The organism is Desulfobulbus sp. (assembly GCF_030824455.1).
GTDB lineage: Bacteria > Desulfobacterota > Desulfobulbia > Desulfobulbales > Desulfobulbaceae > Desulfobulbus.
The window spans coordinates 1-23990 of sequence record NZ_JAVBXR010000041.1 but is presented as its reverse complement, the minus strand read 5'-3'; the positions used below and the strand labels follow the sequence as shown (position 1 = coordinate 23990).

Genomic DNA, 23990 nt, shown 5'->3' with positions numbered 1-23990 from the left:
CATAATGGCCAAAAAATTGTTGAGCATTATGCACACACTCATCGTGCATCAGAAAACCTTCGATTATTCAAAGGCTTTTCAGGTTACGGCTTGACAATTCCCTTTAACGGGCATTTCGAGCACAGTGATGAGAAATCTCGATCCATAACGAGATTTCTCATCACTGTGCTCGACGAAATGACAAAGCCGCGTGCTTCACCGTTGAAATGGAAATGGCATTACACCGCCTGCAGCCTCCCCGCGCCTCTCAATGCGGGTCTTCGCTGCTGCGCACGATCTCGCCTTCCACCAGATAAATCACCTCTTCGGCGATGTTGTTGGCCCGGTCGCCGATCCGCTCAAGATGGCGGGCGATCAGATACACATTGATCAGGCAGGCGGCGTTGTCGGCGCGGTCGCCGATGTCGCCGACCACGGTCTTGTAGGCGGCGTCCCGCATCCGGTTGACCTCGTCGTCCATCAGAAAGATCTTGCGGGCCAGGGCGGCGTCCTCGGTCACCAGGGCGTCCAGGCTGGTCTTGACCATCTCCAGGGCCTTGGCGGCCATGGGCTGATAGTCCAGCGTAACGACAAAATCCGGGGTTTTGTTTTTGTTGATGGTCAGGATGCGCTTGGCGATATTGACCGCAATGTCGGCGATGCGCTCCAGTTCGCTGTTGATCTTGATGATCGAGACGATCAACCGCAGATCGCGGGCCACCGGCTGGTGCAGGGCCAGAATTTTGAGGCACTCTTCCTCCACCCGAATCTCCATGTCGTCGACCTCCCAGTCGGCGGTCACGACCGCCTGGGCCTCGGCCTCGTCGCGGTTTTCCAGGATGGCGCAGGCGCGGCGCAGGCGGTCTTCCACCATCGCGCCCATCTCGAGAATCATTTTTTTCAGCTGGTCGATCTCGCGATGGAAATGCATATGTCTACTCACGGGTTTCCTCCGAAACTGGCTCTTGATAAAGGGGACAACAGATCAGTCTGCACAATGCCCGGTCCAGGTTATCGCCGGGTTAGAAACAGATTAGGATAGCGTTAGTCTTTTTCTTTTTTATTGCGCGCAACCCTGCGCTGCAGCACAGTACGGCCAAACAGACTACTTATTTTTGCAGGAGAAACACGTGAGGAAACCAAGCATTCTGGTTGTCGAGGACGACACCGACATCCAACAGCTTGTCAGTTACAATCTGATCAAGGCAGGCTTCAACGTCACCTGCGCCGACACCGGCGAGGAGGCCTTGCAACTGCTCGGCCGCGAGCAGGTCGACGCCATGGTGCTCGACCTGATGCTGCCGGGCAAGGACGGCAACGAGGTCTGCCGGGCGGTGCGCAGCCAGGAGGCGATCAAGGGATTGCCAATCATCATGCTGACCGCCAAGAGCGAAGAGGACGACATCGTCTCCGGCCTGGAGTGCGGGGCCGACGATTACGTCACCAAACCGTTCAGCCCCCGGGTGCTGATTGCCCGGCTCGAGGCGGCCCTGCGCCGCACCCCGGAGACCACCGAGGCGCCGGACGAGAGCGTCGGCTTCATCAGCCGCCACGGCATGGAGATCCATCCTGGGCGCCACGAAGTGCGGGTCGACGGCGAAGAGGTCCACCTCACCGCCTCGGAGTTCACCATCCTCGAGCTGCTTGCCGGCCGGCCCGGTTGGGTCTTTTCCCGGCAGCAGATCATTGATCAGGTCCGTGGCTACGACTACAGCATCACCCCACGGGCGGTGGACGTGCAGATTTTTGGCCTGCGCAAGAAACTGGGCGACTCCGGCGCCTGCATAGAAACCGTGCGCGGCATCGGCTACCGCATTCGGGAGTAGCGGTCAGGCGGCGGCGTCTTGTCGCCTCCTTCCTTTTTTCACCCCTGTTGTTCCGGGGCGCAATCACAGACTCTAGGCTGAGAGGCCCATGCGAAACATTCGTCTTTTTTGGCAGATTTTTCCTGCCTGCGTCGGCATTACCCTGTTTTCAATGGCGCTCGCCGCCTGGCTGGCCACCACCACTGGTCGCGACTTTTATCTTGGTCACCTCAAGGAGGAGATCCGCGAGCGCGCCCTGCTGATCGAGCCAACCGTCACCACCCTCAGCCGGGGCGAAGATCAGCCGTTCCAGGACTTTGTCCGCCAGACCGGCCGCCGCGCCGCGACCCGGATTACGGTGATTGACGCAGGCGGCGTGGTTCTGGCCGATTCCAACGAGGACCGCAGCCTGATGGACAACCACGGCAAACGGCCCGAGGTGGCGCCGGCCCTAGCCGGAGAAACCGGCTTCTCTCTTCGCCACAGCAACACCCTCGGCGAATCCATGCTTTACGCCGCCATTCCGGTCAAACTCGGCAACGACAACCATCGCGGCGCCCTGCGTCTGGCCATTGCCGTCACCCCGGTTGAAACCATGCTGGGGACCCTGCAGAGAAAAATGCTGGCCATCGCCGTGGGCGTGGCTGTGCTGGCCGGACTGCTCTCCCTCTACTCGGCTCGGCGGATCAGCCGGCCGCTGGAGGAGATGAAACGGGGCGCCGAGCAGTTGACCAAGGGTCGCATCGACCAGCTGGTCAAGATCAAAAGCGAACACATGTCGGTGGAAATGGCCGGGCTGGCCGGGTCGATCAACCAGATGGCCGAGCAGATCAATCGCCGCATCCGGATCATCATCCAGCAGCGCAACGAACTGGAGGCGGTCTTTTCCAGCATGGCCGATTCGGTGGTGGCCATCGACGCCGACAAGAAGATCATCCGCATGAATCAGGCGGCGGCCTCCCTGTTCGCCCTGCCCTCGGAGGTGGTCAAGGGCAAGGCGGTGCAGGGCGTGATCCGCAACGCCTATCTCCTGGAGATGGTTGATTTTACCCTGACCCACAACATCCAGCAGGAGCAGAAGATTACCCTGTTCAACGGCGTCGATCCGATCATGCTCCAGACCCACGCCGTGCCCCTGCGCGACGAGGACAACAAAAGCATGGGCGTGCTGCTGGTAATGAACGACCTGACCAAACTCAACCGGCTGGAGAACATCCGCCAGGACTTTGTCGCCAACGTCTCGCACGAGCTGAAGACCCCGATCACCGCGATCAAGGGCTATGTCGAGACTCTGCTCGATGGGGCGCTGGAAGACCAGGACAACGCCCGCCGTTTCCTGGGGATTGTGGTGCGGCAGGCCAATCGGTTGGACGCCATTGTCGACGATCTGCTGACCCTGTCGCGGATCGAGGATCGGGAAAACAAGGAGGAAATTCCGCTTGCGTCGGCGGAGGTGGGGGCGGTGCTGGAAAGCGCGCTGCAGACCTGCGCGGTCCATGCCGACGAAAAGGACATCGTCGTGCAGGTAGAGTGCGACGACGAACTGTACGCGCCGATCAACCAGCCGCTGCTGGAGCAGGCGGTGATCAACCTGCTGAACAACGCCATCGCCTACAGCCCCCACGGTTCGCTGATCACCCTGCGTTGCCAGGGAAGCCGCACCATGCGGGGCGAGGAGTTCGTCCATTTCAGCGTCATCGACAATGGCCCCGGCATTGCCAAGGAGCATCTGCCTCGGCTGTTTGAGCGTTTCTACCGCTGCGACAAGGCGCGCGGCCGCGACCAGGGCGGCACCGGGCTTGGCCTGGCGATCGTCAAGCACATTGCCCAGGCCCACAACGGCACGGTGGAGGTGGAGAGCAGCCCCGGCAAGGGTTCGACCTTTACCATCATCCTGCCGGCGGCCAAGGGATTCGGGCAGAGAGAGGAAGATGCCGACCTGTCGTGAGCGACGCTCACGGCCGGATTGCACCGGCTATTGCAGCGCCGCCCACACCGCCTGGGCCAGACCGTCGATGGTGTAGGGCTTTTTGAGATAGCGCCGCGCGCCCAGCGCCATGGCCTGTTGCACCCGGTCGGTTTCAGCGTAGCCGCTGACCAGGATTGCCCGCTGAGCGGGATTGAGCGCCAGGGCTTGTTGATAGGTTTCCAGGCCGTCGATGCCCGGCGCCATGATCATGTCGAGCAGCAGCAAATCAGCCGATTGCCCGGCCAGCCAGGCCAGGGCCTGTTCATCGCCGGCCGCGGTTTCAACCCGGTAGCCCAGCCGCTCCAACATGGCCTTGGCCAGATTCCGTTGTTCCTCCAGATCGTCCACCACCAACAGGCGCTGCCCCTGGCCCTGGTAATCCGACAAATTGCTCGTCTCCTCCTCGAGGATTGCTTCGCGGGTGACGGGGAAATAGAGCTCAAACAGGGCGCCCCGGCCTTCGCGGGCAGACACCGTAATATAGCCGCCGTGATCCTCCACTGTGCCCCAGACCACGGTCATGCCCAAACCCGTGCCGCTGCGCCCCAGTTTCTTTTTGGAAAAGAAGGGCTCAAAGATGTGGGCAAGATCGCTCTCGGAGATGCCGCCGCCCTCGTCGGCCACGCTGAGCACCGCATACTCGCCCTCGTCGATCCGTTCATAGCCGGGCAGCGGCTGGTCAAGATAGCGGTTTTCGGTGGCAATGCGAATAACGCCGCCCCTGGGCTGCGCCTCGGCGGCGTTGACGATCAGGTTCATGATCGTTTTCTGCAGATGCACCCGTGACCCCTTGATCCCGAGCAGGTCCGGGGCCAAATCCGTGTCGACCCGCAGATCCGGGCTGTTGGCGCAGAGTTTGATGCATTCGGGCGAGGCCAGATAGCCCCGAACCAGGGCGTTGAGATCGAGCACCGCCGACTGGACCACGCCCCGGCGGGCCAGGGTGAGCAGGTCCTGGACGATTTCGCCGGCCTTCAGGCCTGAGTCGCGCACAGCTTCGATATAACGGCGCTGGGGATGATCAAGCGGCATGGAGGCAAGGATCAGGTCGGGATACCCGACCACGGCGGCCAGCACGTTGTTGAGGTCGTGGGCCACGCCGCCGGCCAGCACGCCCAGGGCCTCCATCTTGCGGCTGCGGTCCAGTTGCCCCCGAAGGTTGTCGATGGCAACCGCGGCCCGGTTGCGCTCGTCGATCATCTGGTTGGCGGCCAGGGCCAAGCCCTTGAACTCGGCAAAATGGATCGCTTGCTGGTCGATCATGCTTGACCCGGTGGCGGCGCGCTCAAAAAACGCGGTAAAACCGAGTACATTGGCGGCAATCCGGCCGGTAATGTATCGAGAGATGAGGATGGTGCACAGCAGACTCACCAGAAGGATGGCGACAACAAGGGCCAGGTTGCGCTTGATTTTTGCGGAAAGGGCCGCTCGTTTTTCCGCCAGGATCTCGTTGATCTCATCGGTATACACGCCGGCGCCGACCATCCACTGCCACTCCTTGACCGCCCTGGCGTAGGCCTGTTTTTCCGCCGGTTGTCCAGTGACCGGGCGGATGGTGCCCACATATTCGAGGAATACGCCGTCTTGTTGTTGGCAGCCCCGGATTAGTTCCTGGAGCACCGGCACGCCGTTGGGATCGCGAAAATCCCACTGGTTAACGCCCAGATTTTCGGGTTTGTAGTGGGCCAGGGTGTTGGCCTTAAAGTCATAGACAAAGATGTAGTTGTCTTTGCCAAAGCGGATGGTGTTGATCCGGGCCAGGGTCTGCGCTTGGATTTCCCGCTCGACGTCCTCGATGTATTCGCCGGAGCCGATCCACCAGTCCAAGGGCGCAAAAGCCTTGCTGAAGCCGATTTTTTCCGACATCCTGCCGGTTTCCCCTGGTTTGTACCAGTGCCAGTTGAGAAACCCCTCCCCCTTGGCCCGCATCAACTCCACCATCCTCCGGATGGTGTATTTCCCTTTGCTGTCCTGCAGATCCCACAAGTTGCGCCCCTCGAGCTGCGGCGAATAGGGCAGAAGGACATTGTTGCCCTGCATGTCGTAGATGAAGTAGTAGCCGCGTCCCTGATCAAAACGGACCGGACGCAGGGATTCCCGGATTAGGCTTTTGATTTCCTCCGCGCTCTTGTCTTCCCGATATTTGCTGTAGATTCCGTCGGCGCTGGCCCAGGCCTGGTCCACCCGTTCCTTGAGCTGCTTTTTCAGCGCGGCCTCGGTGGTGGACCGCTGATACTCGATGTAATCGACCACCCGGTCGACCTCCTGCTTGATCAGCGCCTTTTGCTGCTCAACGTATTCCTCGCGCAGGCGCTCCGATTCCGTCTCGAATTTGCTGTATTCCAGTGCAACCCACAACGCGCCGACCAGGCCGACGGCCAGGACGGCCATGGCAATCATGCTGCCGACCAGGGTTGCACGGAGACTGTTGAAAAAGGGCATGGGCAGTGCACAGGGAAATGCGCGGAGATTTGCAACGCCTGGGGAGGCGGTTTCCTCCACGATACGCGTTGTCGTTCTTGTTTGTATTAAAGGATGCGGAAAGCGCCGGCGTCAATCTTTTTCGCCCTGCTCGGTTCTGGAGACGCGGCAGGGCGGCGGGAGGAAAGAGGAAGGGAGCTGCAAAAACGCCGGGGCGCGGGAGGATTGTGCGCCTTGGTTAGAACCAAGACGCGATGAACAGGTGGGCGGCAACCGACAGCAGCCAAGCTGTGCCGCAACCCAACAGGGAGGTCCAGGTCATCAGGCGGCAGGCCTGTTGGACGTGATGCAGGGTCACTGCGCCAAGGCCCAGGCCGATGTAGGGTTTTTCGACCAGCACCCCGTGATAGTAGTTTGGGCCGTTCAATTGCACGCCCAAGGCGCCGGCAAAGGCGGCCTCCGGGTAGCCGGCGTTGGGGCTGGCGTGGTGCGCGCCTTCCCGCCAGGCCGTGGTCAGGGCGCGGCGCGCCGAGGCGCCGGCAACCAGATGGCTGGCCAGTCCGATCACCAGCGGCGACAACCGCGCCGGCAGAAAGTTGGCTGCGTCGTCGATGCGGGCCGCTGTCCGGCCAAAGAGCAGATAGCGCGGATTTTTGTAGCCCACCATGGAATCCAGGGTGTTGATCATCTTGTAGGCCAGGGCCAGGGGCGCGCCGCCGAGAGCAGCAAAAAACAAGGGCGAGAGCACGCCGTCGACCACGTTTTCGGCCACGGTTTCCACGGTGGCGCGGGCGATGTCGTCGGCCTGATAGCGTTCCACGTCCCGGCCGACAATCATCGCCACCTGGGAGCGGGCCTGGTCGACCTTGCCGCCGGCCAGCGAACCATGGATCTCCATCGCCGCCTGGCCAAGCGACCGCGCTGAAAAACAGTAGAACAGCAGGATGGTTTCGGTCGCAAAACCAAAGAGCGGATGTGCCTTGTAGGCCAGCGTCACGGTCAGCGCCGAAAGCGTCCAGCAGCCGACAATCAACGCCAGGGCAAAGCACAGCCCGGCCTGAAACTCGCCTGCGATCCGACGCCGAAAAAAGGGTTCGGCGCGCTCAATGGCCCAGCCCATCCAGCGCACCGGATGGGGTAGCCAGCGGGGATCGCCCAGCAGGGCATCGAGGGCAAAGGCGGCCGGCAGGGCGAGCCAGGGAAGCAGGTCGATAAGGGAAGGGTGCATGGCTCAGGCCTCCGTGCTGACGGCGGCGAGCAGATGACCGGCCACCGCCTGATTGGTGGCTGCGTCCTTGAGGGCGATGCGGATGTAGCCCTCGTCCAGGCCATGGAAATTGCCGCAGTTGCGAATCAGAAACCGCTGCTCGGCAAGCGCGCGGCAGACCCCGGTGGCAGTGCGGTCCGCCGGCAGACCAATCAGAAAATAGGAGGTGGCGCTGGGGTACAGCCTGAGCCGGTCGGTCTCCAGGCGTTGCCGGAAAAGCGTGCCTTCCACGGCCAGATAGTTCCGGGTCTGGACGATGAAGTCTTCCACCGCAGCCTGGTTGGCGCCCAGAAAACAGACCGCCTCCTGGGCCAGACTGTTGACGCACCAGGGCTGCATGTAGCGGCGAAAGCGGTCGACAACCGGCGCGTTCGCCACCAGGAAACCGGCCCGCAGGCCGGGCATGCCAAAGATTTTCGACACCGACCAGAGCACCACCACGTTGTCGAGCCGGCAGTCGCTCAGGCTGGCGTTCTGGTCCGGAGGCGCAAAGGGCAGGTAGGATTCGTCGATGATGAAGCGCACCTGGGGATGGTTCCGGCACAGCCGGAGCAGGGCGTGGTGCGGAATCAACTGGCCGGTGGGGTTGTTGGGGTTGCAGAGAAACACCGTGTCGCAGCCGGCAAGCGCCGCTTCCAGCCGTTCCAGGTCCGGCGCAAAGCCGCTTGCGGCGTCGGCGAGAAAAAATTCCGGCTCTATTCCGTGCACCCGGCAGCCGTCGGTGTAGTCGGCGTAGGTCGGGCCGACAATCAGCGCCCGCCGCGTCTCCAGCGCCGCGCAGGCGGTGTAGATGAACTGGGTGGTGCCGCCGCCGGCCAGGACCCGATCCTCGGCCACGCCCAGCAGCCGGGCAATGGCCTGAATCGCCTGATGGCCGTCGACCTCGGGCAGGAAGCGAATTCGCTCCATTCTCTCCTTGAGATGATCAATCAGGCCCGGAACGGAGCCCAGGGGGTTGATGTTGCTGCTCATGTCGGTGATTTCGTCTGGCCGGCAGCCGAGCTCCGCCGCCAGGGCTGCAATGTTGCCGCCGTGTCCTTGAATCATCGCAGCCGCTCCTGCAGGTCGCGGGGCAACAGCGCGGTGATCGCCGCGATGTCCAGGTGTTGGCTCGCGTGTTCGGCCAGCTGTTCATAGGCCTGATCGCGGGCCGCAGGGCCGTGGAGGGCGTCAACCGCAACCCCGGCAAGGCCAATGCCTGCAAGCCAGCGGCGGGTAATCGCCGGGGCGTCGAACAGGCCGTGCATGTAGGCCCCGAGCACCCGGCCGTTCTCGCTGACGCAGCCGTCAACGTCTCTGCAGGCCGCGCCGTTGCGGCGCTGGACCGCAAACAGGCTGCGGTCGCGCGGCGGTTCGGTGCGGCCCATGTGGATCTCGTAACCGGTGCCGTGGATGTCGCCCCAGGTGAAATCGGTCAGGGTGGTGGTCTTGGGGGCTTTGAGCACGGTCTCAACCGGCAGCAAGCCCAGGCCGGCGGTTGAGCCGGGCGTGCCCTCGATGCCGTCGGGGTCGCGCACCCAGTCGCCCAGCATCTGGTAGCCGCCGCAAATGCCCAGCAGATGGCCGCCGCCGGCCGCATAAGCGAGCAACTGGTCGCGCCAGCCGGTGTCCTGCAGCCATTGCAGATCGGAACAGGTACTCTTGGAACCGGGCAGGATCACGGCGCGCAAACCCGCCAGATCCTGCGGCTGCTGCAGATAGACCAACCGGCAGCCGGGCAGATGGGCCAGGGGATCAAAGTCGGTGAAGTTGGAGATATGGGGCAGACGGATGACGCCGATGGTCGGATCTGCGGCGGAGCCCGGGTTGAACCCCGGCGCGTTCTCGATCACCACCGCGTCCTCGGCCTCGATGTGGAAATGCTTGTACCAGGGCAGCACCCCGTACACCGGCTTGCCGGTGCGCTCCTCGATCCAGTCGACGCCGGCTTTGAACAGGGCGATGTCGCCGCGAAAACGGTTGATCACAAAACCGCGAATCTGCACCTGCTGCTCCGGCGACACGCAGGCCAAGGTGCCGACGATCTGGGCAAAGACCCCGCCGCGATCGATGTCGGCCACCAGAATCACCGGGGCGTCGGCATATTCAGCCATGCGCAGGTTGACGATGTCGCCGGCCATCAGGTTGACCTCGGCGCAGGAGCCGGCGCCTTCCATAATAATCAGATCGTGGGCGGCCCGCAGACGGTCAAGCGCGGCCTTGCTCTCGCCGAACAGGAAATCCTTTTTGGTGTAATAGGACTGGGAGGTGGCGTCGATCCAGGCCACGCCGTTGAGCACCACCTGCGAGCCGACGTCGCTGACCGGTTTGAGCAGCACCGGGTTCATGTCGCAATGGGGCGCGACCCTGGCCGCTTCGGCCTGCACGATCTGGGCTCGGCCCATCTCCGCGCCTTCAGGGGTGACCCCGGAGTTGTTGGACATGTTCTGGGCCTTGAACGGCGCCACCCGTATGCCCCGGTTGGCAAAAATCCGGCACAGGGCAGTGGCGACGATGGATTTGCCCACGTCCGATCCTGCGCCCAGCACCGCCAGGCAGGCTGCTTGTTTCGACATGCTGTCCTCCGGAGGGCGCGGCCATGCGGCTGTCCCTCAACGAGTCTTATCCTTCAATGCCCTGCTTGCGGGCGACAACGCCTTGGTCGTGATGATGCGCCGCAACGCCGCGTCTCGGCGAGCAGCTCGGGCGGGCACGCCATACCGCCGCCACTTTGCCCGGTTGAAGACCAGCTTCAGCAGCGCGACGGGTGGCGTTCGGTCATGGCCGGGTTTGCAATGCGGCCCACAGACGCCCTAGCATCGGAACAGGGCGAAATGATGTGTAATAGATAATCAACGGATAACAGTCAACAGCTTTTCATCGACTTGTATCGACACAGGGGAGAAGTTGCCGAGGGCTTGACCCCGCTTAGGCGTAGGCTTCCGGCGACAGTCTGGAACAAGGGTTGACTGCATTGTCGGAAAAACAGTTTTTTCAATGCATGGTCTTGATGATTATCCAAGATCATGTTGAAAAAATTGAAAAAAAATGTTCCATTCAACTTTAAGAATATGCTGTAACTTATCTTTGTTTCTTCGGAGAAAAACATGAAACGCACAAACATTTCCCTCTCTATTTTTAAGCCGGGCCTCTGCGGCGCCCTGATCGGCGTGTCGTGCGCCCTGTTGGCGCAACCAGCCGGCGCCGACGATGAAATCAGGGCGGGCGCGGTGCTTCAGGTGCCGTTCAATCTGAATTCTTCCAACGCTTTTTTTGATTACTCAACCATCCGCGTCGGGTTGACCTGCCAGTATGCGGAAGTGGAAGAGGACGAATTTATCACCCATAGATACATTACCGATCACTACACCTCCGCCACCCCGCATGTTTATCGAGGTGGGACTCTGAACAGCACGTCCTTGCAAGTGGACGAAGGCGGCGATCAGGTCTACGGCCTGGAGGGGAACCTGTTTGTCGAAGTGTTTAACGATTGGAACGGCTCAGCCGAACTGCTCGGTTTTTACGGCAACAAAGACATCCAAGGCGCCTTTGGCGGTGGCTACAGCTTTTCCGACGCGTTTTTCCTGGACGCCAAGGCCATGTTCCCCTATTCGGAGGTCGGCATTCGGTTTCTGGGACCGCTGGAAATCTATGGCGGCGTTAAAACATTGGGTAACTTTAATCCTGCCAAGGAAAAACAGACGGTAGATCATCGCACTAAAGTGTACGACATTACCCTTCCCTGATCTTTGCGAAGGCGTCTTGCCCCTCTTTTTCGCCTAGAATGGGTCGCTCCGCGTTGGCGCAGGTACAACATAGAGCGGCCAATCCTCCGTTTGCCCCGAACCAAATTCCTCCGGCTGCACGCTGCAGCAAGTCTTTGGTTCGGGGCCTACCCAGCGCGCTCCACCCCATCAGCAATTCACCCAACCATTCCTTTGCCCGCGTTGCCGATCATCGCTTCCGGACGCACGTACCGATCAAACTCCTCACCGGACAGCAGCCCCAGGGCCAGGGTCGCCTCGCGAAGAGACAAGTTCTCCGCATGCGCCTTCTTGGCGACGGCAGCCGCTTTCTCGTAGCCGATGTGGGGATTGAGGGCAGTAACCAACATCAGGGAATGCCGCAGATTGTGTTCGATCCGCTCTGGAATGGGTTGGATGCCAACGGCGCAGTTGCGGTCAAAGGAGTCGATCACGTCGGACAGCAGGGTGACCGACTGGAGGAAATTGTAGATGATCAGCGGCTTGAACACATTGAGTTCAAAATTGCCCTGACTGGCGGCAAAACCGATGGCCGCGTCGTTGCCAAACACCTGACACGCGGCCATGGTTACGGCCTCTGACTGGGTTGGGTTGACCTTGCCCGGCATGATTGAGCTGCCCGGCTCGTTGGCCGGGATGCTGATTTCCCCCAAGCCGCAGCGCGGACCGCTGGCCAGCCAGCGAACGTCGTTGGCGATCTTCATCAGATTGGCCGCCAAGGCCTTGACTGCGCCGTGAGCAAAAACCAGCTGGTCGTGCCCGGTGAGACCATGAAAGGCGTTGTCCGTTGCATAAAAAACCTTGCCGGTGTCGCCGCTGAGCTGGGCGGCCACCGCCTCGCCGAATCCCGCCGGAGCATTGAGTCCGGTGCCCACCGCCGTGCCCCCGACGGCGAGAAAACGCAGGTGCTCCAACCCTTCGCGCAACTGACGCAGATTGCTCGCCAGCATCGCCGCCCAACCGCCGACCTCCTGCCCAAGCGTCAGGGGGGTGGCGTCCTGGAGATGGGTCCGGCCGATCTTGACGATGTCGGCAAAGTCCACCGCCTTGGCGCGCAGGGTGCGGTGCAGTCGCTCCACCGCCGGCGCCAGCCGGTTTTCCAGGGCAAAAACACCGGCCACATGCATGGCTGAAGGAAAGATGTCGTTGGAACTCTGCGACATGTTGACGTGGTCGTTGGGATGCACCAGCCGGGGCGGTTCCAGGTTGCCGTTGGCAAGGACCGCGGCGCGGTTGGCAATCACCTCGTTGACGTTCATGTTGGTCTGGGTGCCGCTGCCGGTCTGCCAAACCGCCAGGGGAAACTCCTGGTCATGGCGGCCGTGCAGAATTTCATCGCAGGCGCGGACGATCAGATCGCGGATCGCATCGGGCAGCTTGCCCTTCGCCCGGTTCACCTCGGCGCAGGCCCGCTTCAACCGCACCAGGCCGTAGACCAACGCCAGAGGCATGCGCTCCTCGCCGATGTTGAAGTTGCGCCGACTGCGTTCGGTCTGCGCCCCCCAAAGGCGTTCACCCGGGACCTCGATATCGCCCATGGTGTCGTGTTCGATGCGGTGGTTCATCTTCTCTCCTCCAGGCAAAAGGGTTGGCGCAAAGACTGCGAACTTTCTTGCAGAAAAACGATTCTCGGAGCAAAGGGCAAGCCTTTTTTCTCCTGATCTGTTTACCTGAACCGCAAGGTCCTGCGAACCTGCCAATCCGGAAAAAATCGATTACTTCCGAAAAGGAATTGGGTATAAGAGGGCCGCTGCTCGCCTGTCCGCAGCCGCACGCCCAAGGGCTGACGGCCTCGAAAAAGTGAAATCAACACCACACTCCTTGGTTTACACTCCTGTAGCCGCCAAGGACACGCTTGCCGACCTCGGCTCCGGTGTTGGCAGCCAATTGACCATCCGCCGCCTGGCAGGGTAATCCTGGACGTACATGGCGAGGAGCTGATCATCAATTCGCTGTTCCTTGACCTGACGAACGCCAGGCAACCACGACCAAATCCATATGAAATCAGACGCCGATTCGACCACCGCCGCGCACCGGCGGCAAAAAAGCATGCTTGCCGTCCAGGTGGGTCTGGCCGCCAACATCATTCTTGCCGTGCTCAAGGCCGTGGTTGGCGTGGTTGGTCACAGCCCTGCCCTGCTGGCTGACGGCATCAACTCGACCTCGGACGTGGCCTACGGCGTCGTGGTCAGCATCTTTGTCCGCTTGTCCGGCAAACCAGCCGACCGCGAACATCCCTACGGCCATGATCAGCTGGAAAGCGTGGCGGCGGTGGTGGTCGGCGCCTTTGTCGTCACCACTGCCATCGCCATCTTCTGGAATTCGGTCGACGTTATCTACGAATTGCTGACCGTGCGCCAGGACGCAACCGGAGCCAGCCTCACCGCCTTATGGATCGCGCTGTTCGCGGTGCTGCTCAAAAGCGGGCTCACCGCATGGACCTACGGCCTCAGCCGCAGCACCGGCAACACCGCCGTCCTTGCCCTGGCCCAAGACCACCGCAACGATATTTTTGCATCGTCAGCGGCGGCAATCGGCATTTTTTTTGGCCGCCTGGGCTTTCCCTGGATCGATCCCCTGGCCGGCGCGGTGGTCGCCCTGATCATTCTCCACACCGGGGTTGACATCCTGCGCTCGGCAACGTCCGACCTGATGGACACCTTGCCTGGGAGGGAACTCGCCGAAGAGATTCAATCGGCGTTACGGGAGCTGTACGGCGTGGAGGCCATCGAGGAGGTGCACGCCCATCGGTTTGGACCGTATTTGGTGGTCAATCTGACCATCGGCATCGACGGCGGACTCAGCGTGACCGAAGGCGATCGCATCGCCACGGAAGTGGAAAGAACGCTGCTGGCGCAAATCGAATTCCTCCGCCGGGTCTATGTTCATTACCACCCAGTCGGCGGCTCCGACTCGGAACGCCACTGATTCAGGGCCCTTGCGCGGGCTCGTCACGGAACTTTCACATTGCTCTAAGGGGTTGCTGGAGCCGCGCACATATACACTGCCAAGACGCCTTCGGCGCAAAACTGCGACAAGAAAGAAATGCAAACCGGCCAAACGAACGCCGCATATGACGCAAACGTAGCATGGGTGAACCGGATATTACATTTTGCGCAAGGTTGACGTGGCAAATCGCCAGCAGGTATGGTACAAACTTGTCACATTGGACGGTTCGAGATGAGGAATGATCGTGGCGGCCCTAGTCGCCGCTGTCGAGCGCAACACATTGTCAGCCAAGGCTGAGAACGGATCGACACGATTCGTGAGCCCCGCATCTTGGGGCAGAAAACAACAAAAGGCTGGTTGGAAACCCAACCAGCCTTTGTGCTATGTGGCGGAGAGAGAGGGATTCGAACCCTCGGTGGAGTATAACCCCCACACTCGCTTAGCAGGCGAGCACCATCGGCCTCTCGGTCATCTCTCCATTGGAGCAATATGTGATTTCTGGCGGAGGGAGTAGGATTCGAACCCACGGTACTTTCGCACAACGGTTTTCAAGACCGCCGCCTTAAACCACTCGGCCATCCCTCCATAACGGCACGTAAATACCATTTCAAAGGAACACTGTCAATAAACTCCTCGAGTATTCATGAAAGCAAACAACAGCCCGCTAGCCCCCAATCAGGATCAGGAATTCATCAACCTGACCTGCCTCTATGAAATCACCCGACACCTGGCTTCGGCCACCAGCCTCCAGGATTGCCTGGAAAAAATTGTCACCACGCTGGCTGAACACAAGGACATGGACAACGGCACGGTCTCCATCATCAACCCGACCACCGGCGAACTGGAGATCGAGGTGGCCCACGGCATCACCGCCGAGGCCAAGCGGCGCGGACGCTACAAACTGGGCGAGGGCATCACCGGCAAGGTGGTGGCCACCGGCGAGCCGATCATCGTGCCGCAGATCGGCGACGAGCCCCTGTTTCTCAACCGCACCCGGACCCGTGGCGACGAGCGCAAAAAGAAAAGCTCCTTTCTCTGCGTTCCGATCACGGCGGCGCAACAGTCCATCGGGGCGCTGTCGATTGACCGGGTCTACAAGGAAGGGTTCGGGGTGCAGTCCGAAAACGATCTCCGTTTTCTCACCGTGGTCAGCGGCCTGATCGCCGAGACGGTGCAGCGCATCCAGCGGGTCAACGAGGAAAAGGAGGCCCTGCGTCAGGAGAACTCCAAACTGCGCCGGGAGTTGTCGGCCAAGAACCGGATCGAAGAGATCATCGGCAACTCCTCGCGGATGCAGGAGGTGTTTGACATGGTTCATCGGGTGGCGGATTCCAACGCCACCGTGCTGCTGCGCGGCGAGTCGGGCACCGGCAAAACCCTGGTGGCCAAGGCGCTGCATCACAATTCCAGCCGTTCCGCCGGGCCCTTTATCGTGGTCAACTGCTCGGCTCTCCCCGAGACCCTGCTTGAGAGCGAGCTCTTCGGCCATGAAAAGGGGGCCTTCACCGGCGCCACCGAGAGCAAGAAGGGGCGCTTTGAGCTGGCCGAGGGCGGCACCCTGTTCCTCGACGAGATCGGGGAGATCAGCCCGGCAGTGCAGGTGAAGCTGCTCAATGTTATCCAGGAGCGAACCTTTCAACGCCTGGGCTCCACCAAGATCGTCAAGACCAACATCCGTCTGGTGGCGGCCACCAACCGCGACCTGGAAACGGCGGTGAAGGAGATGGTCTTCCGCGAAGACCTCTATTACCGGCTCAACGTCTTTCCGGTGTACCTGCCGCCGCTGCGCGAGCGGCGCACCGACATCCTGCTCCTGGCCGAGTATTTTCTCGAAAAATACGCCACGGAAAACCACAAGCAGATCAAAAGAATCTCCACCCCGGCCATCGACCTGTTGGTGCAATACCACTGGCCAGGCAACGTCCGCGAGCTGCAGAACTGCATGGAGCGGGCTGTGTTGATTTGCGACGGCTCAGCGATCAAATCGATCCACTTGCCGCCCTCGCTGCAGAGTTCGGACAGCATCCACGCCAACAAACCCTTGTCGCTGGCCACGGCAGTTGAAAATTTCGAGCGTGAGCTTATTATAGAGGCGCTGAAAAAAAACAACGGCAACCAGACCAAGGCCGCCAAAAGCCTGGACACCAGTTTGCGGATCATCAACTACAAGATCCACAGCTACGGAATCGAGCCTAAGCACTTCAAGGTCAAATAATGCGGATTCTGCTCCATCTTTGCTGCGGGCCTTGCGCCGTGTATCCCTTGCAACAACTCCGGCTGCAGGGCCACGAGGCGAGCGGCTTTTTTTATAACCCCAACATCCACCCCTATCAGGAGTTTCGCCGTCGGGTTGCAGCGGTCAAACAATTGGCGGAGGCGGTGGATTTCTCAGTGGAGATTGACGAGGGCTATGGGCTGACCGACTACCTGCGCCAAGTGGTGTTTCACGAGACGGAACGCTGCCCGATCTGCTACGAGATGCGCTTGGTGCGGACTGTGCGCGCCGCGGTTGCCGGCAAGTTCGACGCCTTCACCACCACCTTGCTCTATTCAAAATACCAGAATCATCGCTTGTTGATCGAACGCTGCGAGCAGTTGGCGGCGGAATATAACATCGCCTTTTATTACCAGGATTTCCGCCAGGGGTGGCAGGAGGGCATCGACGATTCGATCCGCCTGGGCCTCTATCGCCAGCCCTACTGCGGTTGCATCTACAGCGAGCAGGAGCGTTACGACAAGCGGTTGCGCAAACCGAACCACCAGACCTCGCCGGTTGCAGTGACCTGAGCGCTGCGCACCCGCCTGTTTGCCGCAGTCGCCTGTTTTCCCCTATCGAAAACGAGTTCATATTTCATCATGCCGCGTCTGTCGTTTTGGCAGGCAGCTTAAGGAGAACAACCATGGACAACATCATCGTGCTGGCCACCAGCAATAAAAACAAACTGAAGGAGATTCAAGAAATCCTCAAGGATTTTCCGGTCGCGATCAAGTCGCTCTCCGACTTTGGTCCAATGCCCGAGGCTGTGGAGGACGGTGAAACCTTTGACGACAACGCCTACAAAAAAGCGCTGCACTACGCCAAGGTCCTGGGCGTGCCCTGTCTGGCCGACGATTCCGGTCTCGTGGTCGACGCCCTCGACGGACGTCCCGGCGTCTATTCGGCCCGCTACTCCGGCCCGGAAGCAACAGATTGGAAAAATTGCGAGAAACTGCTCGGAGAAATGGAAGGGCAAACCAATCGGAGCGCTCATTTTGTCTGCGTGCTCTCCTTGGCCACGCCGGCTGGCCCGGCCCTGACTTGGGAAGGTCGCTGTAAGGGGGAGCTTATCGCCGAGCGGCGGGGCGATGCGGGATTTGGCTATGATCCGATCTTTTTCTCGCCGGATTTGGGCAAAACCTTTGCCGAGGCCTCAATGGCCGAGAAGAGTGCGATTAGCCATCGCGGTCGGGCCCTAGCCGACTTTGCCGCTGAATTTTCCAAGGTGCAGGTCTGGCTGCGTCAGCGCATGGCCGAAATCAAGCCGCCCAAACCCGACCACAGCGAGTTCGAGCACAACGACTGGTCCAACGACCGGATGTAATTAAAACAGGAAAAATCGGCATGCAGGCTGGCTGCAACAGGGCATTATTAAGCAAATCTGTCTGCGATTGGCCTCCAACAGGTCAGACCGCCTGTACGCATTGTGCGCAGAGGCCGCTCATCATAATAAAAAGACCGCGCAACCTATCAAATCGTTGCGCGGTCTTCACAAACAGATTGGAACGCAAAGGAGGCGGATGAGGCTGGAATCTTTGCGATTAACAGCTAGATCAGCCACATTCGAAGACAGATCTAGCGCCCGATGCCGAGTAGCAAGAATGGTCTATGAAAATGGTAGAGAAGCACGCACCTCGCCGCAGGGGACCGATCACTCCTGCCCATAACGTTTCAACACCGAACCCACCTTTGCCATCAGATCTGCTTGGCAAAGTCTTCAATCAGGGTCGCAACCGCTTTTTCAGTAGCGCTTTCAAATAAGGCATCATACTGATAATCAGCCAAGACTGATTCTGGCGAAACTTTCACGTCAACCCGATTCGTCCAGACAACATTGCCGGTGTAGGCGTCTTGCACCCATATGCGTAACTGCACAACGGCCTGGGGAATCTTACCGGAGTTATGCGTCATATGACCAAGCCCAGCTCCGATGGCGCCCCAAACGACAGTATTCCCCATCTCACCGCCAGTTATGCCAAAAATGTTTTGATCTGGGTTACCGTCATACGGCCAGTTTGCACCGTCTCCTATAAGAGCGCCGTATGAAGCTCCGGCGATAATATTGCCCATTTCGTCATATTGATCAGAATTAGCCTGCCCAAAGGCCACTCTATTTGTTACGCCTGTAACAAAATTCACAACACCCTTTTTCCATGGGGCCCAAGAAGGATCAAGCCGGTCCTTGTACTGAATGATCCGACCGCGCACTATATAATCAGCAGAGAAATGTCTTCCAATCTTGACTATCTCCTGTTGCGTGAGGCCATGACTCCCTGGGGTGTTAACGGAAGAATTATCGCCAGTTTGTTGCGATAACTCCATATATTGCTTCAGGGTGCCTTTCATTTTATCTGACCAATCGCTTTTGAGTTCGTACTCAAGACTTTTGGTCTTTTTTTGATCGTACGCAACGATGTTGATAATATTTTGATCAACGAGGTAAAGAAACACATCTTCCTGAACCGGCAGATGAAAGCCATTTCGGGTGAATTGATCGGTCAAGTTTTCGCTGATAAAAAGATTGCGACGGTAGGCAGTTTCAAGATTATCGGCATAAGAGTAATCGGCAAAAGGCAAAACAACAACGGTGCGATCTGCCCCAATGGCAGAATGGGATGTCGGCTGCACTTTGAGAGATTCCTTCACAGTCGCTCCGCAACCACCAAGCAGAAGCGTCAAGAAAATTACCAGCATTTGGCGGCTATACTTCATACCATTTCTCCTGTTTTTTCTAAGTATCATTAACTGGTTGTCGTCTAGATGATCCGCGGAGTAAGCAGAATGACAAGCTCTCTTTTTTGTAAAATCTTCTCTTCTACGCCAAATAGATATTTAACGATCGGTATGCTGCCGACGCCTGGCGCAAAGCTACCGGAATTTCCTTCAACGCTGTCGATAAGACCGCCAATGACGAGCATTTCACCATTTTCAATCTCAACCATCGTCGACATCTGCCGCACCTTGACCTTGGGGAGACCGAGTTGCAGGGCCTCATCGCCAAAGGAAGTCATTTTAATATTGCCGTCGGCGTCAAGGTCTTCAATGTCAGTAGTGATTGGCGTCAAATGAAGAATCAATTTATTTCCATCAAGCACTGACGCCATAACGCCCAGCGCTATTCCCTGCACTACGTTGTCGACCTCGGCGGTGTAGGTTATTTCATTGGTTTCAGTGTCGACATCTTTGCTCACCGTTTTAATATAAGCGATATCTTTACCAACGCTGATAATGGCGGGTTGACCATTTAATACTGTCAACTTAGGATTCGCAAGAACGCGGGTGTCGCCCTGTTCATTTAAGGCGTTCAATAAAACTGTAAAAGATGCAGGAGCAAGAACCACACTGCTGACAAATGAATCAGAGGATGGATACACTTCGCCAGCGTTGCCGAAACTGGTAGTTCCGGTGACAGCAAAATCCTTAAGAACACTGCTCCAGTCCAGTCCAATCTTTGAATTATCTTGCAAGTAAACTTCAATAATTTTTGCTTCTATAGAAATCTGTTGATATAGCTGTTTTTTCAAATTAGTTATGTAGTTTTCAATGCTTTTCAGCAAAACGGGCTTTGCCGTAACTGTAATCGAACCAATACTTTTATCGATAACAAAAAAAGCCCCGTCGGCGGCAGTTTGTCGCGTAGTGGAGGCGAGGGTTGCAGCAGTGTTTTGAGTTTCTGCCCCCCCTTGCCCTGGTGCATTTTTAGGGTTAGGCGCGGCGGCCTGCTTTCCACCCGCATTGGCGTTGTTTGCAGCGGCGGCAGCAGCGTCTTTCGCGGCAGCAGTGGCACTCTCTTGGGCAGAAGCGATTGCAGCCGTCTCGGCTTGACTAACGCCAAGCAGCACTTTTAAATTGGCTTCAACATTTGCCCATAGATCAAATTGATTGTCTGCGCTGGTGATTTTAACCGTCCCCTCCGTTCCAGAGGCCGCGTCACGTTTGGTTAAAAAGTTGCCGCCAACGGTGGAGGTGTACCCGCCTTTCATGGATGGAACGCCAATCTGAAAAACCTTGGTGTCTTTATTGCGGACGATAACTGTTTTCCCTTTGATTTCATGGAAATAATCAGCCTGCCTGAGCAGATTTGCTATGGCCTCGAAAAAATTATCATTGGCAGCAATGTCAACATCAATAAGCACGTTGCGGTCCACATCGCTTGACCAACTCACAGTCATGCCTTTCAAGTTGACCAGACGCTTCATTACGTCCCACAAGGGTTGCGGCCCGCCGGTCGACCTGATCGTGGCGCCCACTTTTACTTGATATTCCTCAGCTTCATTAACCAATTCGCCAGCATGATCATCAAGCGCCGCTGAATATCCAGGGGATTGGTAGCGAACTGGGAGGTGTGACGGAGCCGGTGCAGCTTGCGCTTGTTGAGGCGGCGCTGGATTCTCCTTAACTTCAGCTTGTTTTTTCCCTCCACAGGACGTGAACGCAAGGAGCAACAGAGCGAGACTAGCAGTTGTTAACCATTTGTTTAATTTCATGAATATTCCTCGGCAGGGAGCTGGGTAGAGCTTTTTTACTGGAGAGACTTAAGGGTAGCGCGTCCTTTAATGTACTTTGACAAATCCGGCGGAATTTGAAAACCAGAGGCAAGGATAGCCTTATACCGCTCGGTAGCCTGGACGCGATTACCCATTTTATCATATATTCGTGCAGTGGCGATCATTGAGTCGAGAGTAAGACCATACAAAGCATCACACTTCTCAAGCTGTGCAATTGCTTCGTTAAATTTTTTGCGGTCTTCGTAGAAAGCCGCGGCGCTGAGCAAGGCCTCTTTGGTTGGTTTTGCAGTATTGAGACACTTCTTAAAATATTGCTCAGCTTGTGGCGTATCTTGCATGTTGGCAGAGGCGATGGCGGCATTGAGAAGCGCTGAATGATTCGCTGGATCGACTTGCAAGGTTCGCTTTGAAAAAAACAACGATTTAGCATTCTGCCGAAGCTGAACTAGGTAAATAGCGGCCAATTTGTTAGAAATTTTCACATTGTCGCGCCATTTTTCCAGTGCCTGCTCATACAATCGAACAGCTGTTTCAAAATCTTCCCGCTTTTCCGCTTCCCGTGCTTTTGTAAGAATCTCTTTGGCTTCAACTACTTCAACAGATTGTTTCTCCTGTTGCTGTATAAGAAGTGTTTCTTGTTGGACAAGAGTGGAGTCAGCTTCAAAACTTAAGTTGTTTTTGGATTGTTCAGGCCACTGAAAGCCCTTCCCTTTAGGATAAATTACCAAAGTGTTGAATCTTTCCTCTTTTTCAAGATCTTTGAGGTTGAGAATAATATCAAGGGCAAAATCCCAAGGGACATCATCTAGAACTAAGGTGAGGGAACCTTGGACTGATTCATCCACAACTATATTAGCGCCGCTGACCTGCCGTAAAAAATTGAACACATTGTGCAAATCCATTTTTTGAAACTCTACGGTAATTCTCTCCTTATTGTACCCTGAGAAATTAAAGGAATCTTGCATCTGTTGCTCCTTGGCTTTTGGCGACAGCTTAGCGTCCAAGGGGTTAATGTCAGGCAGTTGCTTGTCGATATCCTTTTTCTGATCAATCAGATTACTTATTTGGTCCTGCTTGACTTGCTCTGATATTAAAATTTCGATACCATTCGGGATTTGCGAAATTTTAAATGGAAAGATCTCATCATGAGATGAATCAAGGATAAATCTAAGCCCAGAGCCACGCTGAACTGTTTTGATCTTAGCGAGGGACTTGGCTCCCTTTTTTTCATCCATCAACGAACCGGTTGCTATCAAATTGCTTACGTCAACGAGCAGTTGGGGTGGGGTTTCTTTATTTTTACCGGTGGTTGAGTTATGGATAACATCAGGAAGAGACTGGTCAGCCAGAATCTGGACTGTAACGCTGTCCTTGGCGCTTGATATCTTAACATCACGCAACGTGGCTGACACACTGGCCACATTGGGTATGTTTTTCGAGTCCCCCACGGAGGCGGACGAATTAATTGATGTGATGTCCAGTATGATCTCATTTCCATCTTGCCTGGTTGTATAGGTTGGGGGAGATGGAAGCGTAAATTCAAGTCGAGTAATGGATGGCTTAGAACCTGCTATCTCACTCGTTTTTAGCTTGATTAAGGGGTTGTTGACTTTATCGACGTCTTCTTTCCCAAGTTTGACATCGGCAATATCGACGATAATCCGAGAGGGTTCAGGAAGCTCGTAAACAGTCGACACAAGAGGCTTGGTTCCTTTAATACGAACCTCACAATGATCGGCAACGCTTTTTGAAGTTATTGACACGATGTAGGTATCAGCTTCTTCGCAAGTCACACGCCCTGGCGTGAACTGTATGAAAATCGTTGCAACAATCAACAATAAAAAAAACAAATATAATTTTTTAATCAATAAGAAAGGATGAAGCATGTTTATTTGTCTCCTTCTTTGTTCAGTCTCATAGTAACTGTGCTCTTTATTTCCTGGCCAGCTCGTGTTTTTGCGGTTTCTGTAATAATGACTTGTTCGGATTCGATATGGGTGACAATGCCTCGCTTGCCAATGGGCATTCCGAGCTTTAGGATATAGCCTTTTCTTGTCTGATCTTCAACCAACGCGATTTCTTTTTGGGGTGAAAGTATAGTTCCAACAAGCGTCAACTGCCCGGGCTCAAAGAGACGCATTCCAGACAACTCCACACTATCCTCAACGATTTCGTTAGGGTCAGGCCCTAAAGGTATGATGGTTTTAGAGGAAACAAAGGGTTTAAAAGGGTCCGGCCTTCCTTCTATTACATACGAGTAGCCCTCTTCCTCGAGAGATTTGCGAGGAGTCTCCATTGCCGAAGTATCCGTTATGACCTCTGCGTGCCCGCACTGGACTATCGTTATTGAGAACAAAACAAGGCAATACAAAATGGTGCACATCGTAAGGGAAAAATAATTATTTGTTTTTCTCATGATGTTTTAGTTTAAATTGAAATTATACAAAAAAATCTGTTTGAAACTGGGGAAAGCAACTGTCGATTATTTCTTTTTTGTGTTATCTGCCGGGGGCAATTTTACATTTGTAAATCGATAGGTAACTAATTTGCAACTTGATGTTAACAGCATCTCCCCGCTGCCCTGTTCCGGATTCTCTGTTTTGATGTTGTTTACGGTCACAATTCGTTCCAGCTTGCTCACTGTATCGAGAAACGCCCCTAAATTATGATAGGGCCCCTTGATCTTTATATCTATCGGTATTTCCGCATAGAAATCTTTTGGCGTTTCAGGCCCGGGGACAAACGAAAGAAAGTCTAATCCAGCGCCTTTCCCGAGATCCGATATATTCCGCAATAAATTTGGAATTTCTTGGCTTTTGGGTAAAAGAACTGATGTCGATTCAAATTCCGACTGCGCCAACTCCAGTTCTTTTTGATATTTTGGAAGATCCCTTGCCGCCATTCTAACTTTTTTCAACTCTTCACTGGATTTCTGCACTTGCAGTTCCAGGGTTTCTATTTTTTCCGTGTTGGGCTTGTAAAGTAGAAAATAAAAAATCACCAAAGGTAAAATTAAAATTGAAATTAATATGTATATTTTTTTCTTCGCATCAATAGGAATGATCTTATTTTCTACAAAAATATCGTATTTT

General features: G+C 56.6%; 18 protein-coding genes and 2 tRNA genes. 7 read left to right on the top strand and 13 right to left on the bottom strand.

Annotated features, from left to right (window positions below; all coding sequences use genetic code 11):
• Nucleotides 1-247: 247 nt before the first annotated feature.
• Complete coding sequence (gene phoU, locus RCH93_RS07115; RefSeq protein ID WP_306547635.1) at nt 248-922, bottom strand: phosphate signaling complex protein PhoU; 675 nt, start codon at nt 920-922, stop codon at nt 248-250.
• Nucleotides 923-1109: 187 nt separating this feature from the next.
• Between phoU and RCH93_RS07110 the strand changes: the two genes are divergently transcribed.
• Both RCH93_RS07110 and RCH93_RS07105 read left to right on the top strand, forming a co-directional pair.
• Nucleotides 1110-1805, top strand: coding sequence for a response regulator transcription factor (locus RCH93_RS07110; protein ID WP_306547634.1), 696 nt, complete (start codon nt 1110-1112; stop codon nt 1803-1805).
• An 88-nt stretch (nt 1806-1893) separates the two neighbouring features.
• A complete protein-coding gene (locus RCH93_RS07105) occupies nt 1894-3732 on the top strand; it encodes an ATP-binding protein (RefSeq protein WP_306547633.1) in 1839 nt (612 codons plus the stop codon).
• A 27-nt stretch (nt 3733-3759) separates the two neighbouring features.
• Here RCH93_RS07105 and RCH93_RS07100 read toward each other — a convergent pair whose 3' ends face one another.
• The 4 genes from RCH93_RS07100 to RCH93_RS07085 form a co-directional block, all read right to left on the bottom strand.
• Nucleotides 3760-6195: a cache domain-containing protein gene (locus RCH93_RS07100; protein ID WP_306547632.1), complete on the bottom strand. Its 2436-nt coding sequence runs from the start codon at nt 6193-6195 to the stop codon at nt 3760-3762.
• Nucleotides 6196-6412: 217 nt separating this feature from the next.
• Nucleotides 6413-7402 carry an adenosylcobinamide-phosphate synthase CbiB gene (gene cbiB, locus RCH93_RS07095; protein WP_306547631.1) on the bottom strand — a complete coding sequence of 330 codons (990 nt, stop codon included), beginning with the start codon at nt 7400-7402 and terminating at the stop codon, nt 6413-6415.
• Between the two features lie 3 nt (nt 7403-7405).
• Nucleotides 7406-8488 carry a histidinol-phosphate transaminase gene (locus tag RCH93_RS07090; protein ID WP_306547630.1) on the bottom strand — a complete coding sequence of 361 codons (1083 nt, stop codon included), beginning with the start codon at nt 8486-8488 and terminating at the stop codon, nt 7406-7408.
• Nucleotides 8485-9996, bottom strand: a complete 1512-nt coding sequence (locus RCH93_RS07085; protein WP_306547629.1) for a cobyric acid synthase — start codon at nt 9994-9996, stop codon at nt 8485-8487. Before RCH93_RS07085 ends, RCH93_RS07090 begins: the two co-directional genes overlap by 4 nt.
• Nucleotides 9997-10527: 531 nt before the next feature.
• On the opposite strand from RCH93_RS07085, the gene RCH93_RS07080 reads away from it, so the two are divergent.
• On the top strand, nt 10528-11166 hold the full coding sequence (locus RCH93_RS07080) for a hypothetical protein (protein ID WP_306547628.1): 639 nt from the start codon (nt 10528-10530) through the stop codon (nt 11164-11166).
• 176 nt (nt 11167-11342) lie between these two features.
• Here the strand turns inward: RCH93_RS07080 and fumC are convergent, their stop codons facing one another.
• Nucleotides 11343-12749: a class II fumarate hydratase gene (gene fumC, locus RCH93_RS07075; RefSeq protein WP_306547627.1), complete on the bottom strand. Its 1407-nt coding sequence runs from the start codon at nt 12747-12749 to the stop codon at nt 11343-11345.
• 433 nt (nt 12750-13182) lie between these two features.
• Between fumC and RCH93_RS07070 the strand changes: the two genes are divergently transcribed.
• Nucleotides 13183-14112: a cation diffusion facilitator family transporter gene (locus RCH93_RS07070; protein ID WP_306547626.1), complete on the top strand. Its 930-nt coding sequence runs from the start codon at nt 13183-13185 to the stop codon at nt 14110-14112.
• Between the two features lie 407 nt (nt 14113-14519).
• On the opposite strand, the gene RCH93_RS07065 is transcribed toward RCH93_RS07070, so the two are convergent.
• Nucleotides 14520-14611 (bottom strand) — tRNA-Ser (locus RCH93_RS07065).
• Nucleotides 14612-14632: 21 nt separating this feature from the next.
• Nucleotides 14633-14718 (bottom strand) — tRNA-Ser (locus tag RCH93_RS07060).
• Nucleotides 14719-14776: 58 nt separating this feature from the next.
• On the opposite strand from RCH93_RS07060, the gene RCH93_RS07055 reads away from it, so the two are divergent.
• The 3 genes from RCH93_RS07055 (at nt 14777) to RCH93_RS07045 (ending at nt 17714) form a co-directional block, all read left to right on the top strand.
• Entirely contained in the window at nt 14777-16348 is a 1572-nt protein-coding gene (locus RCH93_RS07055) for a sigma 54-interacting transcriptional regulator (RefSeq protein ID WP_306547625.1), read from the top strand.
• Nucleotides 16348-16920 carry an epoxyqueuosine reductase QueH gene (locus RCH93_RS07050; RefSeq protein WP_306547624.1) on the top strand — a complete coding sequence of 191 codons (573 nt, stop codon included), beginning with the start codon at nt 16348-16350 and terminating at the stop codon, nt 16918-16920. Before RCH93_RS07055 ends, RCH93_RS07050 begins: the two co-directional genes overlap by 1 nt.
• Nucleotides 16921-17033: 113 nt before the next feature.
• Nucleotides 17034-17714, top strand: coding sequence for an XTP/dITP diphosphatase (locus tag RCH93_RS07045; protein WP_306547623.1), 681 nt, complete (start codon nt 17034-17036; stop codon nt 17712-17714).
• Between the two features lie 371 nt (nt 17715-18085).
• On the opposite strand, the gene RCH93_RS07040 is transcribed toward RCH93_RS07045, so the two are convergent.
• From RCH93_RS07040 to RCH93_RS07020, 5 genes are all read right to left on the bottom strand, one after another.
• Nucleotides 18086-19102 carry a hypothetical protein gene (locus tag RCH93_RS07040; RefSeq protein WP_306547622.1) on the bottom strand — a complete coding sequence of 339 codons (1017 nt, stop codon included), beginning with the start codon at nt 19100-19102 and terminating at the stop codon, nt 18086-18088.
• Nucleotides 19103-19146: 44 nt separating this feature from the next.
• A complete protein-coding gene (locus tag RCH93_RS07035; RefSeq protein ID WP_306547621.1) occupies nt 19147-20877 on the bottom strand; it encodes a hypothetical protein in 1731 nt (576 codons plus the stop codon).
• Between the two features lie 35 nt (nt 20878-20912).
• Entirely contained in the window at nt 20913-22784 is a 1872-nt protein-coding gene (locus RCH93_RS07030; RefSeq protein ID WP_306547620.1) for an AMIN domain-containing protein, read from the bottom strand.
• 2 nt (nt 22785-22786) lie between these two features.
• Nucleotides 22787-23194 carry a pilus assembly protein PilP gene (locus tag RCH93_RS07025; protein ID WP_306547619.1) on the bottom strand — a complete coding sequence of 136 codons (408 nt, stop codon included), beginning with the start codon at nt 23192-23194 and terminating at the stop codon, nt 22787-22789.
• 186 nt (nt 23195-23380) lie between these two features.
• A partial coding sequence (locus RCH93_RS07020) for a type 4a pilus biogenesis protein PilO (protein ID WP_306547618.1) occupies nt 23381-23990 on the bottom strand: 610 nt, incomplete at its 5' end.